General features: G+C 71.5%; 15 protein-coding genes. 3 read left to right on the forward strand and 12 right to left on the reverse strand.

Going from position 1 to position 17,087, the window contains the following annotated elements; all coding sequences use genetic code 11:
• Positions 1 to 252: 252 nt before the first annotated feature.
• From M446_RS11140 to coxB, 11 genes are all read right to left on the reverse strand, one after another.
• On the reverse strand, positions 253 to 3,132 hold the full coding sequence (locus M446_RS11140; RefSeq protein WP_012332207.1) for an EAL domain-containing protein: 2,880 nt from the start codon (positions 3,130 to 3,132) through the stop codon (positions 253 to 255).
• 183 nt (positions 3,133 to 3,315) lie between these two features.
• A complete protein-coding gene (locus tag M446_RS11145) occupies positions 3,316 to 4,611 on the reverse strand; it encodes a M16 family metallopeptidase (RefSeq protein ID WP_012332208.1) in 1,296 nt (431 codons plus the stop codon).
• On the reverse strand, positions 4,608 to 6,023 hold the full coding sequence (gene thrC, locus M446_RS11150; protein ID WP_012332209.1) for a threonine synthase: 1,416 nt from the start codon (positions 6,021 to 6,023) through the stop codon (positions 4,608 to 4,610). Before thrC ends, M446_RS11145 begins: the two co-directional genes overlap by 4 nt.
• A 217-nt stretch (positions 6,024 to 6,240) precedes the next feature.
• Positions 6,241 to 7,002 carry an SURF1 family protein gene (locus M446_RS11155; protein ID WP_012332210.1) on the reverse strand — a complete coding sequence of 254 codons (762 nt, stop codon included), beginning with the start codon at positions 7,000 to 7,002 and terminating at the stop codon, positions 6,241 to 6,243.
• Positions 7,002 to 7,370 carry a DUF983 domain-containing protein gene (locus tag M446_RS11160; RefSeq protein WP_012332211.1) on the reverse strand — a complete coding sequence of 123 codons (369 nt, stop codon included), beginning with the start codon at positions 7,368 to 7,370 and terminating at the stop codon, positions 7,002 to 7,004. The genes M446_RS11155 and M446_RS11160 overlap by 1 nt, the downstream gene beginning before the upstream one ends.
• 277 nt (positions 7,371 to 7,647) lie before the next feature.
• Complete coding sequence (locus M446_RS11165) at positions 7,648 to 8,508, reverse strand: cytochrome c oxidase subunit 3 (protein WP_012332212.1); 861 nt, start codon at positions 8,506 to 8,508, stop codon at positions 7,648 to 7,650.
• A gap of 146 nt (positions 8,509 to 8,654) precedes the next feature.
• Positions 8,655 to 9,275 carry a cytochrome c oxidase assembly protein gene (locus tag M446_RS11170; protein ID WP_012332213.1) on the reverse strand — a complete coding sequence of 207 codons (621 nt, stop codon included), beginning with the start codon at positions 9,273 to 9,275 and terminating at the stop codon, positions 8,655 to 8,657.
• Between the two features lie 16 nt (positions 9,276 to 9,291).
• Complete coding sequence (locus tag M446_RS38105; protein WP_012332214.1) at positions 9,292 to 9,444, reverse strand: hypothetical protein; 153 nt, start codon at positions 9,442 to 9,444, stop codon at positions 9,292 to 9,294.
• Complete coding sequence (locus M446_RS11180) at positions 9,441 to 10,394, reverse strand: heme o synthase (RefSeq protein WP_012332215.1); 954 nt, start codon at positions 10,392 to 10,394, stop codon at positions 9,441 to 9,443. The genes M446_RS38105 and M446_RS11180 overlap by 4 nt, the downstream gene beginning before the upstream one ends.
• A gap of 122 nt (positions 10,395 to 10,516) precedes the next feature.
• Complete coding sequence (ctaD, locus tag M446_RS11185; RefSeq protein WP_012332216.1) at positions 10,517 to 12,145, reverse strand: cytochrome c oxidase subunit I; 1,629 nt, start codon at positions 12,143 to 12,145, stop codon at positions 10,517 to 10,519.
• Between the two features lie 87 nt (positions 12,146 to 12,232).
• The gene (gene coxB, locus M446_RS11190; RefSeq protein ID WP_043702277.1) at positions 12,233 to 13,096 is read right to left on the reverse strand and encodes a cytochrome c oxidase subunit II; all 864 of its coding nucleotides are present in this window, start codon (positions 13,094 to 13,096) and stop codon (positions 12,233 to 12,235) included.
• 381 nt (positions 13,097 to 13,477) lie between these two features.
• On the opposite strand from coxB, the gene M446_RS11195 reads away from it, so the two are divergent.
• A complete protein-coding gene (locus M446_RS11195; protein ID WP_012332218.1) occupies positions 13,478 to 14,386 on the forward strand; it encodes a LysR family transcriptional regulator in 909 nt (302 codons plus the stop codon).
• Between the two features lie 30 nt (positions 14,387 to 14,416).
• Here the strand turns inward: M446_RS11195 and M446_RS11200 are convergent, their stop codons facing one another.
• The gene (locus M446_RS11200) at positions 14,417 to 14,815 is read right to left on the reverse strand and encodes a GFA family protein (protein ID WP_012332219.1); all 399 of its coding nucleotides are present in this window, start codon (positions 14,813 to 14,815) and stop codon (positions 14,417 to 14,419) included.
• Between the two features lie 159 nt (positions 14,816 to 14,974).
• Here M446_RS11200 and M446_RS11205 point away from each other — a divergent pair, with 159 nt between their 5' ends.
• Together M446_RS11205 and M446_RS11210 are read left to right on the forward strand one after the other, a co-directional pair.
• Positions 14,975 to 15,448, forward strand: a complete 474-nt coding sequence (locus M446_RS11205; protein WP_012332220.1) for a formate dehydrogenase subunit gamma — start codon at positions 14,975 to 14,977, stop codon at positions 15,446 to 15,448.
• Positions 15,445 to 17,004, forward strand: a complete 1,560-nt coding sequence (locus M446_RS11210) for a formate dehydrogenase beta subunit (RefSeq protein ID WP_012332221.1) — start codon at positions 15,445 to 15,447, stop codon at positions 17,002 to 17,004. Before M446_RS11205 ends, M446_RS11210 begins: the two co-directional genes overlap by 4 nt.
• Positions 17,005 to 17,087: the final 83 nt, after the last annotated feature.

The following is a 17,087-nucleotide window of genomic DNA, read 5'->3' on the forward strand; positions in this document are numbered from 1 at the left end:
TCGTCCGCCGAGACCGGCCGCCCGGATCCCGGACGGGCGATGACGGCCCTGGCCGCGTCACGCCGAACCGATCAGCAGGAACCCGTGCGACGCCGCTCCGGCGCCAATCGGACCGAGACGCCGTCGGCCGAGATCGTCCTCGGGCTCGGCGCAAGTCTGACCGGATCAGGCGGAGACCTCTCATCCGCCATCCGGTTGATTGCTTGCGCAGGCTTGTGATCCGGGATCCGCTTCGATCAAGCGGATCCCGGATCAGGCCGCCGCGGGCGCCGCGCCGACGAGCTGGCGCGCCTGGTGGATCGACATCGGCTCGCCGAACGCGAAGCCCTGCGCGTAGTCGCAGCCGAGTTCGGCCAGGGCCTGCGCGTCGGCCTCGGTCTCGGCCCCCTCCGCGACGATCTCGAGCCCGAGTTCCTGCGCCATGCGGACGATCGAGCGCAGGATCACGGTCCGGCCGCTCGCCATCTGGCGCACGAAGGATTGGTCGATCTTGAGCGTGTCGAACGGGAAGCGCTGCAGGTAGGCCAGGGCCGAGTAGCCGGTGCCGAAATCGTCGAGCGACAGCCCGGCCCCGAGCTCGGCGATGCGCGCGAGCATCTGGGCGGCGTATTCCGGGTTCTCCATCACCAGGCTCTCGGTGAGTTCGAGCTTCAGCGATCCCGGGGCGACGCCGGTGCGGGCGAGCACTGTCTTGACGTCGTGCAGCAGGTCGTGGCGCAGGAGCTGGCGCGAGGAGACGTTGACCGAGGCGAAGAGCGGCGGCTCGACGACCAGCGCCTGCTGCCAGGCCGCCAGTTCGGCCGCCGTGCGCTCCAGGGCGAAGACGCCGAGATCGACGATGAGCCCGGATTCCTCGGCGATCGGGATGAAGGTCTGGGGCGAGATCCGCCCGTGCTTGGGGTGGTCCCAGCGCAGCAGCGCCTCGAATCCCGCGACGGTGCGGTCCTCCAGCCGCACGATCGGCTGGAACAGCACCTTGATCTCGTTGCGCTCCAGCGCCCGACGGAGGTCGTTCTCCAGCAGCATCCGGTCGCCCCGGTCCGCCCGCATGGTCGGCCGGTAGACCTCGATCCGGTCGCCGCCCTGGCGCTTGGCCTGGATCATGGCGATCTCGGCGTTCTTGAAGACCTGATCGCGCTTGGCGTTCGCGCCCGTCTCGTGCAGCGCGACGCCGATCGAGGGCGTCAGGAAGATCTCCCGGTCCGCGTAGGTGATCGGCGTCGTGATGGTCCGCCGGATCGATTCCGCGAAGGCGATGATCCGGTCCGGGTCGCGCTCCGAGACCAGGATGATGGCGAATTCGTCGCCGGCGATGCGGGCGAGCGTGTCCTGCGGCCGCAGCAGCCGGCCGAGGCGCCGAGACAGGGTGAGCAGGATCGAGTCGCCGGCCGAGAGCCCGATCGCGTCGTTCACCTGCTTGAAGCGGTCGATGTCGAGGACGAAGACGGTGGGCTTCAGCCGGGGATCCTGGCCCGCCAGGGTCAGGGCGGCGTCGAGCCGGTCGTGGAAGAGCTCGCGGTTCGGCAGGCCCGTGAGGTTGTCGTGGACCGCGTCGTGCAGCAGCCGCTCCTCGGCGATCTTGAGCTCCGTCACGTCCGCGATGGTGCCGACGATGCGGATCACCTCGCCATCCGCCCCGATCACCGGGCGAGCCTTGAGGCGGAACCAGAAATACGGACCCGCGGCGGCGCGCAGGCGGAAATCCTGGCTGATGCGCCCGCGCCGCTCCTCGATGACGGTGTCGAGGGCGGCCGAGTAGCGGTCGACGTCGAAAGGGTGCAGCAGGGCGAGCCAGTTCGCCGCCGGCCCTTCCAGGGCGCCGCGCTTGAGGCCGAGCTGCCCCTCGATCTCCGGCCCGACGAAGACCCGGTCCCCCGGCACGTCCCAGTCGAACACGACGTCGCCCGCGCCGGTGAGCGCGAGCGCCCGCCGCTCGGTGTCCGAGACCAGGGTCGCGCCGATGCCCCCGCCCGCGAAGGCGTGCTGCAGCACCGTGAAGCCGATCAGCATGACGATCAGCACGAGGCCGCCGATCAGCGCCGGCTGCACGAGGTCGTTGCGCAGCTGGCCGGTGATGGCGAAGCCCGCCGCCACCACCCAGGCGGTGAGGAGGAGCCAGGTCGGGATCAGCAGGATCGCCCGGTCGTAGCCGTTATGGGCCGCGAGGTAGAGGACGAGGAGGAGGCCGACCCCGGCCACGGTCGCGATCGAGATGCGCGCGACGCCCGCCGCCACCGGCGGATCGACCACCGCGAGGGCGACGAGGCCGGCGAGGAAGATCAGCCAGAGCAGGGCCACGTGGCTGTAGCGCACGTGCCAGCGGGCGAGGTTGAGATAGGCGAACAGGAACACGAGCAGGGTCGCCCCCAGCACCGCCTCGGCGGAGGCGCGGTAGATCCGCTCGGCCGCCTCCGTGACGGGGAAGATGCGCTGGAAGAAACCGAAATCGATGCAGGTATAGGCCAGGACCGACCAGGCGAGGGCCGCCGCCGCCGGGAAGATGATGGCGCCCTTCACCACGAAGACGACGGTCAGGAAGAGGGCGAGCAGGCCGGCGATGCCGATGATGATGCCCTTGTAGAGGGTGAGCCCGGTCGCCTTCTTGCGGTAGGCGTCCTGGTCCCAGAGGTAGATCTGCGGCACGTTGGGCGTGCGCAGCTCCGCCACGAAGGTGACGGTGGTGCCCGGGTCGAGGGTGACGGTGAACTGGTCCGCGTCCGGGCTCTCGTCGCGCTCGGGCCGGATGCCCTGGCTCGCCGTGATGGCGGCGATGCGCGACCCGCCGAGATCCGGCCAGACGATCCCCGACCCGACGAGCCGGAAATGCGGCGCCACCAGGATGCGGTCGATCTGCTCGTCGGTGTCGTTGGTGAGCGCGAACACGATCCAGTCCGGCCGCGCCCCGGTCTCGCGCGCCTTGACGGCGATGCGGCGCACGATGCCGTCCTTGCCGGGCGCGGTCGAGATCTGGATCAGGTCGCCGTCCGAGCGGTAGCGCTCGATCGCGGGCGTCAGGTCGATGGCCTGGGCGTCGAGGCTGACCCGCACCGCCTCCAGCGCGCGGGCCGCCGAGGGGTGCAGCGCGCCCGCGAGGGCGACCAGGAGGGCGAGGGCGAGGGTGGCGTGGCGCAACGCTGTCGAACGTCTTCAGACCGGGGAGGGAGGTGGCCCTTCGCGAGGGGCCCCGAACCGTACCGACGCCCAAGCTTCGGAGCAAGGCGCGCGGGCCCGGTCTCCCCTGCCGCCTGCCTCCGGGCGGGGGCCGTGGTGGTCCCGCTTTGCGGCCAAATCAAGTTGGCGCGGGGCGCCCCGCGCTCAGGCCGCCCGGAGCGCGCGGCCGACCGCGTCGAGGCTCTGCAGCCTCCGGATCGGGCCGATCGCCGCGAGGGTCGGGGCGCCCGCCATCACGGAGCGGCCCGCCGCCCGGACTTGGTCGAGCGTCACCGCGTCGACCTTGGCGATGATCTCCTCGGCCGGGATCACGCGCCCCCAGGCGAGGAGCTGGCGGGCGATGCGCTCGATGCGCCCGCCCGGCGTCTCCAGGGCCGAGAGGAGAGAGACCTTGAGCTGGGCCTTGGCCCGCGCCAGTTCCGCCAGCTCGATCGCGCCCGCGGCCGCGCCGAGGCACCCGATCGTCACCTCGACGAGGGCGGACAGGTCGGCGCCCGCCGTGCCGGCCCCGATCCCGAACAGGCCGCAATCCGAGAAGGGCCAGTGGAAGGCGTGGATCTCGTAGGCGAGGCCGCGGGTCTCCCGCACCTCGTGCCAGAGCCGCGAGGTCAGCCCGCCGCCGAGCACCTGCGCGAAGAGGTGGAGCGCGTAGTAGCCCTCGTCCCGGAAGGACAGGCCGGGCAGGCCGAGCACGAGATTGGCCTGTTCGAGCTTGCGCGCCATGCGCCGCTCGCCGCCCCGGTAGAGGCCGGGCACCGCCTCGGGCGCCGCGCGGGCCGGGAGAATCCCGAAATGGCGCTCGGCCGCCGCCACGATCGCCTCGTGCGAGACGGCGCCGGCCGCCGCCAGCACCATGCGGTCGGGCGTGTACTCGCGCGCGAGGTAGGCCTCGATGGCCGGGCGGTCGAATCCCTGGATCGTCTCCGGGCGCCCGAGGATCGGTCGGCCGATCGGCTGGTCCGGGAAGGCCGCCTCCGTGAAGGCGTCGTAGACCACGTCGTCGGGCGTGTCCTCGACGGCGGCGTGCTCCTGCAGGATCACGCCCTTCTCGCGGGCGAGTTCGGCCTCCTCGTAGACCGAGTTCGTCAGGATGTCGCCGATCACGTCGAGGGCGACGCCGACATCCTCGCCGAGGACGCGGGCCGTGTAGCTCGTCTGCTCGGCGCTGGTGGCGGCGTTGATGTCACCGCCGACATTCTCGATGTCCTCGGCCACGGCCCGGGCGCTGCGCGTGCGCGTGCCCTTGAAGGCCATGTGCTCGATGAGGTGGCTGAGCCCGTGCTCCTGAGGCCGCTCGTGGCGCGAGCCGGCGCCGACCCAGACCCCGAGCGTCGCGGTGGCGACCCCGGGCATCGGCTCGGTGGCGACCGTGAAGCCGTTCGGCAGGCGGGTGACGCGCAGCGTCGGCGAGGCGCCGAAGGTCGAGAAGTGCTGGTTCACGCCGCCGCCCCGCGCAGGATGCGCGCCCGCTCGCGGATGACGCGCTCGACCGCGCCCTCGTCGTTGGCCACCACGCTGAAGCGCTCGGGCCGGGTCATCAGGTCGGCGAGGTGGGGCGGCAGCGCCGGGCGGATGCCGGTCGCCGCCTCGACCGCGTCCGGGAACTTCGCCGCGTGGGCGGTCGCGAGCGCCACGACCGGCGTCGCCGGATCGGCCTCGAGCAGCCGGCGCCCCGCCCGCACGCCGATGGCGCTGTGCGGATCGAGGATCTGCCCCGTGCGCGCGTAGGTGTCGCGGATCTCGGCCGCGACCTCCGGCTCCGGCACCGCGGCGGCGTCGAACTCGCTCCGCACCCGCTTCAGCACCTCCGGCGGCAGCGTGAAGCGGCCGGATTGCTTCAGGCCGGCCATCAGCCGGGTCAGCCCCTCCGGCTCGCGGCCGAGGGCCTCGAAGAGCAGGCGCTCGAAATTCGACGAGACCTGGATGTCCATCGAGGGGGAGGTGGTGGGGGCGACGCCGCGCACCTCGTAGGTCCCGGTCGCGAGGGTACGGGCCAGGATGTCGTTGGCGTTGGTGCCGATCATCAGGCGGCCGACCGGCAGGCCCATCCGCTTGGCGACCCAGCCGGCCAGGATGTCGCCGAAATTGCCGGTCGGCACCGCGAAGGAGACCGGCCGGTGCGGCGCCCCGAGGGCGACCGCGCTGGTGAAGTAGTAGGTGGCCTGCGCGGCGACCCGCGCCCAGTTGATCGAGTTCACGCCCGAGAGCCGCACCTCCTCGGCGAAGCGGGGGTGCTGGAACAGGGCCTTCACGATCGCCTGGCAATCGTCGAAGGTGCCCTCGACCGCGAGCGCGTGAACGTTCGGCGAGTCCACACTCGTCATCTGGCGCCGCTGGACCTCCGACACGCGGCCGTGCGGGAACAGGATGAAGACGTCGACCTGGTCGAGGCCGCGGAAGGCCTCGACGGCGGCGCTGCCGGTGTCGCCCGAGGTGGCGCCCACGATGGTGGCGCGGCTGCCGCGGGCCTTGAGCACGTGGTCCATCAGCCGCCCGAGGAGCTGCATCGCCACGTCCTTGAAGGCGAGCGTCGGGCCGTGGTGGAGTTCGAGCAGGAACAGGTTCGCGTCGAGCTGGACGAGCGGGCACACGGCCGGGTGCCGGAAGCCGGCATAGGCCGCCTCGATCATCCGGTCGAGCGCGGCGCGCGGGATCTCGCCGTCGACGAGGGGCGCGAGCACGGCCTTGGCGGCCTCCGCGTAGGGCTTGCCCGCGAGGCCCGCGATGGTCTCGGGCGCGAGGCTGGGCCAGCTCTCGGGCAGGTAGAGGCCGCCGTCGCGGGCGAGGCCGGCGAGGAGCGCGTCGGTGAAGGTCAGCGGCGGGGCGGCGCCGCGCGTCGAGACATGGAGCACGGGAAAGGTCCTGAGGCTGGCGGGTGGCCTACACGAAATGAGCGGCGGCGTCAGCCGGTCGCCGTGGATGCCGCGAGATGGCCGGACGCGGGTGGGCGGCGCGGATTCGGAGATCGGGTTCGGTCTCCGCCATCGCTCTCGCTTCGGCAGGTGCACCGCACGCGCCTCGCCCGGAATGCGGGCCGCCGCGCAACGCGTGCCCGGACAGCCTCCGGCTTCAGGCCGGCGCCGACAGCGTCCTCCACGCATAGGCCCCGAACACGCCCACGAGGCAGAGCGCGATGCCGTACCACGTGAACGCGTATTGCAGGTGGTTGTTGGGCAGGTCGACCCGCAGCTGCCCGCCCTTCGGCCAGCCGCCCGGATTGGGCGTCGCGTCGGCCTCGATCAGGTAGGGCGCGGCCCCGTCGAGCCCGCGGGCGGCGACGATGCCCGGCACGTCGCGGTTGAACCACTCGCCGCGCGCCGGATCGGGGGCGGGCACGAACATCCCGCGCGCCTCGCTCGCCCGCAGGATCCCCGTCACGGTGACCGGTCCCTCGACCTGCCCGGCCGCGCGATCCCTCGGGTTCTTCAGCTCGGTCGGGACGAAGCCGCGATTGACCAGGATCGGCGGGCCGTCGTCGCGCAGGAGCGGGGTGAGCACGTAGTAGCCCTGCTGCGCCCGCCCGGGCACCTCGCCCGGAGCGAGCCCGTGCACCAGCGTCTCCTTGTCGTGCAGGAAGCGGCCGGTCGCGCGCACGCGCCTGAACTCGTCGGCGCCCGGATCCCAGGCCCCGGGAGCCGGGGGTGGGGGCGGGGGATCGATCTTCGCGCGCTCGACGATCTGGCGGATCAGGCCCTCCTTCCAGGCCTTGCGCTCGACCTGCCAGGTGCCGAGCCCGAGCAGGATCGCGAGGCAGACCAGGGTGGCGAGGCCGGGCGCCACCAGGGCGCGCCAGCGCGGCGCCCCGGCCGCAGGCTCGGCCCGCGCGCGCATCAGCGGAAGCGTCCCTGCTCGGCCCGGTTGGAGAATTGCAGCGCCGCCATCAGGCCCTTCAGGGGGCGCACCAGGATCAGGCTCAGGACGACCGAGAGCGGGACCCAGAGCACGGCGTGCAGCCAGAGCGGCGGCTCGTAGGCGAACTCGACCCACATCGCGAGGGCCACCACCACGAGGCCGACGATCGACATCACGAAGAAGGCCGGGCCGTCGGCCGAGTCGATGAACTTGAAGTCGAGGCCGCAGACCTCGCAGGACGGCCGGAAGCTCAGGAACCCCTTGAACAGGTGGCCCTCGCCGCAGCGCGGGCAGCGGCCGCGCAGTCCCGCCGTCGCCGGGGATGGAATGGTGCGGATGTCGTCCACCTGATGTCGCTCCTGCGCTGGGGAGGGCGGCCGGCTCGCGCGCCCCGGGACCGGGGGGAGCGCGGCGCCCACCCGCATATGGGGAGGGGACGCGGGCCCCGCCACGAAAAAGGGCGGCTCGCGCCGCCCTCTCCCGCACCGTTGCGTGCCGGCGCCTCATCCGCGGTCCGGACGATCACGTCCGGACCGCGGATGACGAGCCCGCGCGGAGCGAGCCCGCGCGGCGCTTGAGCGAAGCCGACATCCGCATTGCGAAAGCAATCCGTCGGATGTCGGATCAGTGCCCGGCGGCGTGGCCGAAGCCCGAGCCCCAGACGTAGATCGCCGCGAACAGGAACAGCCACACCACGTCGACGAAGTGCCAGTACCAGGCGGCGAACTCGAAGCCGAGATGCTGGCGCGGCGAGAACTGGCCGAGATAGGCGCGGTAGAGGCAGACCGCGAGGAAGATCGTGCCGATGATGACGTGAGCGCCGTGGAAGCCGGTCGCCATGAAGAAGGTCGCCGAGTAGATGCTGCCCGAGAAGCCGAAATGGGCGTGCGCGTACTCGTAGGCCTGGACGCAGCTGAACAGCACGCCGAGCGCGATGGTCAGCCACAGGCCGTACTTCAGGCCCTTGCGGTCGTCGTTGAGGAGCGCGTGGTGCGCCCAGGTCACCGTGGTGCCGGAGGTGAGCAGGATCAGGGTGTTGAGGAGCGGCAGGTGCCAGGGATCGAAGGCCTCGACGCCCTTCGGGGGCCAGTGGCCGCCGGTGAATTCGAGCCGCGAGGCCTGGATCGGCTCGGCCGCGTAAAGCGCCGCGTCGAAATAGGCCCAGAACCACGCCACGAAGAACATCACCTCGGAGGCGATGAACATCATCATCCCGTAGCGGTGGTGCAGCTGCACCACGCGGGTGTGGTCGCCGGTCTCGGCCTCGTGCACCACGTCCCGCCACCAGCTCAGCATGGTGTAGAGGACGCCGATCACGCCGGCGAAGAAGAAGTACGGCCCGATCGCGAGCTTCGCGAGGGTCAGGCTCTTCATCCAGAAGACCGCGCCGAACACCATCAGGAAGGCGCTGGCCGAGCCGACGAGCGGCCAGGGACTCGGATTGACGAGGTGGTAGTCGTGGTGCTTCGCGTGCGCCTCGGCCATCGTGATCGATCTCCTCGCCTCTCGTTCGACCCGGCGCGCGGGTCGCGGCCCCTTGCCTGCGTGTGCCGGTGCCCCCTGGTCCCCGGGGCGGCTCGGCCGGCTCACGCTTTAGTGTGCACCCTCTCGCCTGTCACCGGGCCATAGGGTCAATTCGGGCGCGGTTCGCCCGCGCTCGTTGTCGCAAGCGCGGCCGTGGGCTGGCCGTTCTTCGACGGGAAGTACGTGTAGGACAGGGTCATCTCCGCGTAATCGCGGGTGTTCGGGTCCGTCCGCACCGCCGGGTCGACGTAGAACACCACCGGCACGTCGATGGTCTCGCCCGGCTTCAGGGTCTGCTCGTTGAAGCAGAAGCACTGGATCTTCACGAAGTAGCCGCCCATCAGGCCGGGCTGGACGTTGAAGGTGGCCACCCCGGTGGTCGGCAGGCTCGCCGTGTTGGTGACCCGGAAGAAGACCGTCTGGGTGGCGCCGAGCTTGGCCTCGACGCGCGGCGCCTCGGCCTCGAAGCGCCAGGGCAGGCTCGGCGAGACGTTGGTATCGAAGTGGACGGTCATGACCTCGTCGGAGGCGGGGGCCGAGGGCGCGCGGCCGACCAGCGGCGTGCCGTCGTAGCCCGTCGTCTTGCAGAACAGGTCGTAGAGCGGCACCGACGCGAAGGCGAGCGCCGTCATCCCGACCACGGTGCCGATGCAGGCGATCAGGGTGGTGCGGATCCCCGCCCGGGCGGGCGTGCCCGCCTGCGCGGGGCTGGAACGGTGTGCGGTCATCGGGGCACCTCCCGGGTCACAGCGGCCGGTTGAGGACCTGCGGCCCGAGCTTGGCGATCGTCAGCACGTAGAAGATGGCGACGAGCGCCGCGAGGGTGAGCGCGATCGCCAGCGAGCGCTTGCGGCGGCGGCGCGCCTCTTCGGGGGTCAGGGCGGGGAAGTCGCTCATCCGAACAGCTGCGAGACCGGCCGGAACAGGCCGAGGCCCTGCTCGGCGAGCAGCGCCGAGAACAGGAGGAACAGGTAGAGGATCGAGAAGCCGAACAGGCCCATCGCGGCCTTGTCGGCGCCCTCGCCCTCGCGGCGGTGGTAGACCTGCAGGCTGAGCGCCAGCATCGCGAGGCCGCCGAGCAGCGCCACGAGGCCGTAGATCAGGCCGCCGAATCCGAGCGCCACCGGGGCGAGGCCGAGCGGCGCGAGCAGCAGCGTGTAGGCGACGATCTGGCGGCGGGTCGAGTCGGGGCCGGCCACGTTCGGCATCATCGGGATGCCGGCCTTGGCGTAGTCGCCAGACTTGACCAGGGCCAGCGCCCAGAAATGCGGCGGCGTCCAGACGAAGATGATCAGGAACAGGACGAGGCCCTCGATCCCGACCGTGCCGGTGACGACCGCCTGGCCGATCATCGGCGGCAGGGCGCCGGCGGCGCCGCCGATCACGATGTTCTGCGCCGTCGCCCGCTTCAGCCACATCGAGTAGATCACGGCGTAGAAGGCGATGGTGAAGGCGAGGAGCCCGGCCGCGAGCCAGTTGGCGGCGAGCCCGAGCATCAGCACCGAGCCGACCGAGAGCGTCATCCCGAAGGCCAGGGCCTCGTCGGGGCGGATCTTGCCCGCCGGGATCGGCCGCGTCCGGGTGCGGGACATGACCGCGTCCACGTCCGCGTCCCACCACATGTTGAGGCAGCCCGAAGCGCCCGCGCCGACCGCGATCATCAGGAGCGAGACCGCGGCGATGACCGGGTTCACGTGGCTCTTCGTCACCGTCATCCCGACGAGCGCGGTGAAGATCACGAGCGCCATCACCCGCGGCTTCAGCAGGGCGAAGAAATCCGCGACGTCGCCGTTCGAGGCCGGCGCGAGGCTCCGGGCGGGATTCAGGCTGTTCGTCAGACTCGTCATGGCCACCGGTTGCGAAGGCGAAGAACGGGGAGGGGCTTCGCTCCTCGCCGGAACCCGCGCCGCGCGGGGGTTCGGGAGAAGAGCGAGGGCCGCCCGAGGGCGGCCCTGCTCGGCTGTCCGGCTCAGTGAGCGTGCGACGGTTCGTCGACGATCACCGGCAGGGTCTCGTACTGGTGGAACGGCGGAGGAGAGGACAGGGTCCATTCCAGCGTCGTGGCGCCCTCGCCCCAGGGATTGTCCGCCGCCCGCTCCTTCGAGCGGAAGGCCAGGACCACGCCGATGACGAAGACCACCATGCCGAGGGCGAAGATGTGGCCGCCCATCGTCGCGACGTAGTGCCAGCCCGCGAAGGCGTCCGGGTAATCCGCGTAGCGCCGCGGCATGCCGGCCAGGCCCAGGAAGTGCATCGGGAAGAACAGCACGTTGGCGCCGATGAAGGCGAGCCAGAAGTGCAGCTTGCCCGCCCACTCGGGGATCATGCGGCCGGTCATCTTCGGGAACCAGTAATAGACGCCCGCGAAGATGATGAAGACCGCGCCGAGCGACAGCACGTAGTGGAAGTGGGCCACGACGTAGTACGTGTCGTGCAGGTAGCGGTCGACCGCGGCGTTGGCCAGGATCACGCCGGTGACGCCGCCGACCGTGAACAGGAAGACGAAGCCGACGGCCCAGTGCATGGCGGCGGTGAAGCGGATCGAGCCGCCCCACATCGTGGCGATCCAGGAGAAGATCTTCACGCCCGTGGGCACCGCGATGACCATGGTGGCGAAGACGAAGTAGGATTGCGTCTGCAGCGTCAGGCCGACCGTGTACATGTGGTGGGCCCAGACCACGAAGCCGACCACGCCGATCGCCACCATCGCGTAGGCCATCGCGAGGTAGCCGAAGACCGGCTTGCGCGAGAAGGTCGAGATGATGTGCGAGACGATGCCGAAGGCCGGCAGGATCATGATGTAGACTTCGGGGTGGCCGAAGAACCAGAACAGGTGCTGGTAGAGGATCGGGTCGCCGCCGCCCTGCGGGCTGAAGAACGTGGTGCCGAAGTTGCGGTCGGTGAGCAGCATGGTGATCGCGCCGGCCAGCACCGGCAGCGACAGCAGCAGCAGGAAGGCCGTGACCAGCATCGACCACGCGAACAGCGGCATCTTGTGCAGGGTCATGCCCGGCGCGCGCATGTTCAGGATGGTGGTGATGAAGTTGATGGCGCCGAGGATCGAGCCCGCGCCCGAGAGGTGCAGGGCGAAGATGCCGAAATCGACCGCCGGGCCGGGATGGCCGTCGGTGGAGAGCGGCGGGTAGACGGTCCAGCCGGTGCCGGCGCCGACCGCGCCCGGGGCGCCCTCGACGAAGAGCGAGCAGACCAGGCTCAGGAAGCCCGCCACCGTCAGCCAGAACGAGATGTTGTTCATGCGCGGGAACGCCATGTCGGGCGCCCCGATCATCAGCGGCACGAACCAGTTGCCGAAGCCGCCGATCAGCGCCGGCATCACCATGAAGAACACCATGATGAGGCCGTGGCCGGTCACGAAGACGTTGTAGGTCTGCGGGTTGGAGAAGTACTGCAGCCCGGGCTGCTCCATCTCCATGCGGATGCCGAAGGACAGGAAGGCGCCCACGATGCCCGCCGAGAAGGCGAAGAGCAGGTAGAGCGTGCCGATGTCCTTGTGGTTCGTGGAGTTGAACCAGCGCTGGAAGAAGGGTGGGGTGTGTTCGTGGGCCTCAGCGTGCCCGGCCGATGCGGCGGTTGCCATGAACGGGACCTCTTGAAACGGGACCACCGGGAAGTGGGCGTATCGTGTCGGGAGCGGCCGGGCCTCGCGGCCCGGCCGGAACGCGGGTCAGCGGGCCGAGGCGAACTTGGCGCCGGCGTCGAGGCGGGCGTACTTGGTCTTCGCCTCGGTGAGCCAGGCCTGGAAGGCCTCGTCGCTCACCACCCGCACGGTGATGGGCATGAAGGCGTGGCGCTGGCCGCACAATTCGGAGCACTGGCCGTGATAGGTGCCCTCCCGCTCCGCCTTGAACCAGAACTGGTTCAGGCGGCCCGGGATCGCATCGATCTTGAAGCCGAAGGACGGCATCGCCCAGGAATGCATCACGTCCGCGGCGGTGACCTGGATCTTCACGATCTTGTTGACCGGGACGACCATGATGTTGTCGGTGGCGAGCAGCTTGGGCTGGCCGGACTTCTCCTGGTCCTCGCCCTCCAGCAGGTTGGCGTCGAAGCCGAAGCCGCCGACCTCCTTCGGGTACTCGTAGGACCAGTACCAGGCGTGGCCGACGACCTTGACCATCAGGTCGGCCTTCGGGTCGGAGAGCTGCGTGCGCAGCACCCGGAAGGACGGGATCGCGATCGCCACCAGGATCAGCACCGGCACGATCGTCCAGGCCACCTCCAGCATCGTGTTGTGGGTGGTGCGGGACGGGACCGGCTGCTTGCGCTCGTTGAAGCGGAAGATCACCACCAGGAGCAGCGCCAGCACCAGCAGCACGATGGCCAGCATGATGACGTTCAGCAGGTGGTGGAAGTTGTAGATCTCGGTCGCCACCTGGGTGACGGGTTTCTGCAGATCCATCTGCCACGGCTCGGGCTGACCGGTGCCGGCCGCGAAGGCGGCTGTGCCGGTGAGGAAAGCCGCCAGTGCCGCGGCGCCTCCCAGAATTGCTCGGCCGAACCGCCGATGCTGCGCCCTCGCCATCCCCATATCGCCCTCGGTGCTCCCGTTGATCCGGTCTGAGACGGCCGGGGTGAGGCTCGCGCGAGCCGGTCGGCCGTCGATCGCCGCGCCGGCCGGCCGCGCAGGGTCCGGCACCCGCCGACGATCCTTCAGTGGGCGTCTCACACCACAACGCCGGAGCAAGCGCAACGGCATTGGCGTCGCATCCGGGGCCCGCAAACCCCAGGCGGCCCCGGACCTTCGTCCAGTTTCGGGCCCCTGTTGCGGCGGGATGACGGGGCCGCGGGGCGCGTCGCGGGTTGTGCCGAGGCCCCGCCTTCGGGCAGGGTCCGGCGGCAGCGGGCGCCGGGCGCGCCCCGCGCCCACGCGACCCCATCCGCGACCCCATCGCCGCGCCCACGCGATCCCATGATCGACCGGCTGGAATTCATCCTGGCGCTCGCCCGCGAGCAGCATTTCGGGCGCGCCGCCCAGGCCTGCGGCGTGTCGCAGCAGACCCTCTCGGCCGGGGTGAAGCAGCTGGAGGAGCGGCTCGGGGTGATGCTCGTGCAGCGCGGCTCGCGCTTCCAGGGCTTCACCCCGGAGGGCGAGCGCGTGCTCGACTGGGCGCGGCGGATCGTCGGGGACGCCCGCGCCATGCGCCAGGAGGTGGCGGCCCTGCGCCGCGGCCTCTCCGGCACCCTGCGCATGGCGGCGGTGCCGACCGCGACGCCGATCGTCGCCGCCCTGACGACGCCCTTCCGGGCCCGCCACCCGGCCGTGCGCTTCAGCGTGCAATCGGCCACCTCGCACGAGATCGTGCGCCAGATCGCCAATCTCGAACTCGATGCCGGGCTCACCTACCTGGAGAACGAGCCGCTCGGGCGGGTCGCGACGGTGCCGCTCTACCGCGAGCAGTACCGGCTGCTCACCGCGGCGGAGGGCATCTACGGCGGGCGCGACGAGGTCACCTGGGCCGAGGTCGCCCATATCCCGCTCTGCCTCCTCACCCCCAACATGCAGAACCGCCGCATCATCGACCGGCAATTGCGCGCCGTGGGGGCGGAGCCGGCCCCGATCCTCGAATCCAACTCGATGATCGTGCTCGTCACCCACGTGCGGACGGCGAAGTGGGCGAGCATCATGCCGGCGGCCCTGGCCGAGACCTTCAAGCTCACCGAGCGGGTGCGGGCGGTGCCGATCACGGAGCCCGACATCCGCCACACGATCGGCCTCGTCGTGCCCGACCGCGACCCGATGACGCCGCTGGTGGCGGCCTTCCTGGCCGAGGCGCGGGCCCTGGCGCCCCAGCTCGGGCGCGAGCTGGCCGGCGGGTGAGGGGATGGTCGGGGCGGGCGCGGGGGCGCCTCACCGCCCCGGCCGACGGCCCGGGTAAGCCGGCAGCCCGTCCGCCAGCACCGTCCAGCGCGGCCGCCCGGCCGCCTGCGTGTGGTCGCGGGGCGGCGCGGCGTCCGGGTCGTCGAGGCTCGCGATCGTCACGTCGATCTCCTCCGCGTGGGCCTCGGCCTCGTAGGTCAGCGAGGTCCCGCAGGTGGCGCAGAAGCCCCGGACCACGCCGGGGCTCGACGCGTAGCGGGAGGGGGCCTCCCCGGTGAACCGGAGCGCGGCCCGCGCCACGCTGAACCACGCCACCGGCGCGGCCCCCACCGCCCGGCGGCAGGAGGCGCAGTGGCACAGGGTCTCGTGGAAGGCCGGCGCGTCGGCCGCGTAGCGCACCCGGCCGCACAGACATCCGCCCGTCAGCATCGCCCCCTCCCCGTCGAGCCCCGGATCACGCGAGCAATCCGGTGGCGGCCGCGATCCTTAACAAAAAATCCCTGTCGTTCCACCGAACCGCGCGATTGATTCACCCGACGTCATCACCCACCCTGACCTTAGAACCAGAACGAATTCGGGAAGGGGACGATGCCGGGACACGAGCCCTGGGATGCCGCGCGCGCGGCCGGGATCATCGCCGAACACGCCCAGCTGGAAGGGGCCACGCTGCCGATCCTGCACGCCCTGCAGGAGAGGTTCGGCTACGTGGACCAGGGCGCGGTGGCGCTGATCGCCGACGCGCTGAACCTCTCGAAGGCCGAGGTTCACGGCTGCATCACCTTCTACCACGATTTCCGGGCGGAGCCGGCCGGGCGCCGGGTGGTCAAGCTGTGCCGCGCCGAGGCCTGCCAGGCGGTCGGCGCCGACGCGCTGCACGCGGAGATCCTGGGCCGCTACGGCGTCGGCTGGCACGGCACCACGGCGGACGGCGCGGTCACGATCGAGCCGGTCTTCTGCCTCGGCCTCTGCGCCTGCGGTCCGGCCGCCCTCGTGGACGGCGCGCCGGTGGCCCGCCTCGACGCCGAGGGCCTCGCGGCCGCCCTGACGGAGGAGGCCGCGTGACCGCCACGATCTTCCTGCCCCGCGACGCCGTCGCGATCGGCCTCGGCGCCGAGCGCGTCGCCGAGGCCCTCACCCGCGCCGCGCTCGCCCGCGGCCTCGACATCCGCCTCGTGCGCACCGGCTCCCGCGGCATGGTCTGGCTGGAGCCGCTGCTCGAGGTCGAGACGCCGGAGGGGCGGATCGCCTACGGCCCGGTGCGGGCGGGCGACGTCGAATCCCTGCTCGAATCCGGCCTGCTGGCGGGCGGGGCGCATCGCCTGCGCGTCGGCCGGCCGGAGGATCACCCGTTCCTGGCCCGCCAGCAGCGGCTGACCTTCCACCGCTGCGGCGTGATCGACCCCGTCTCGGTGGCGGATTACCGGGCCCATCGCGGGTATCGGGGCCTCGCCCGGGCGCTGGAGATCGGCGCGCCGGCCACGGTCGACGCCGTCACGCTCTCGGGCCTGCGCGGCCGCGGCGGCGCCGGCTTCCCGACCGGCATCAAGTGGAACACCGTGATGCGGGCCGAGGCCGACCGCAAATACGTGGTCTGCAACGCCGACGAGGGCGATTCCGGCACCTTCGCCGACCGGATGCTGATGGAGGGCGACCCCTTCACGCTCATCGAGGGCATGACCATCGCGGGGGTCGCGGTCGGGGCGGCGCGGGGCTACATCTACCTGCGCTCCGAGTACCCGAACGCCTGCGAGACCCTGAGGGCGGCCATCGCGGCCGGCGAGCGGGCGGGCGTCCTCGGCCGGAACGTCATGGGCTCGGGCCGGGACTTCCACCTGGAGGTCCGCCTCGGGGCCGGCGCCTACATCTGCGGGGAGGAGACCTCGCTCCTGGAGAGCCTGGAGGGCAGGCGCGGCATCGTGCGGGCCAAGCCCCCGATCCCGGCCCTCAAGGGCCTGTTCGGGCGGCCGACCCTCGTCAACAACGTGCTCTCCTTCGCGGCCGTGCCGTGGATCCTGGACCATGGCGGGGAGGCCTACGCCGCCTACGGCATGGGCCGCTCGCGCGGCACGCTGCCGATCCAGCTCGCCGGCAACGTCAGGCAGGGCGGGCTGATCGAGACCGCCTTCGGCATCACGCTGCGCGAGGTGATCGAGGATTTCGGCGGCGGCACCCGCTCGGGGCGGCCGGTCCGCGCCGCCCAGGTCGGCGGGCCCCTCGGGGCCTACTTCCCCGAGGGCCTGTTCGACACGCCGATGGATTACGAGGCCTTCGCGGCGCGGAAGGGCCTCGTCGGCCATGGCGGCGTGGTGGTGTTCGACGACAGCGTCGACATGGCCCGCCAGGCCCGCTTCGCCTTCGAGTTCTGCGCGGTCGAATCCTGCGGCAAGTGCACGCCCTGCCGGATCGGCGCGGTGCGCGGGCGCGAGACCATGGACCGGCTCCTCGCCGGCGAGGCCCCGGCCGAGCCGCTGCGCCTGATCGAGGACCTCTGCGAGGTCATGACCGACGGCTCGCTCTGCGCCATGGGCGGGCTGACGCCGGTGCCGGTGATGAGCGCCATCACCCACTTCCCCGAGGATTTCGACCGCAGCTCCCGGCTGCCGCTCGCGGCCGAGTGATCCGTCGTCCGGACGATCACCTCCGGACAACGTCTGACACCCCCGCGCGGCGCCTGAGCGACGCCGACATCCGCATGGCGAAG

The sequence above is a fragment of the Methylobacterium sp. 4-46 genome (assembly GCF_000019365.1).
Classification (GTDB): domain Bacteria; phylum Pseudomonadota; class Alphaproteobacteria; order Rhizobiales; family Beijerinckiaceae; genus Methylobacterium.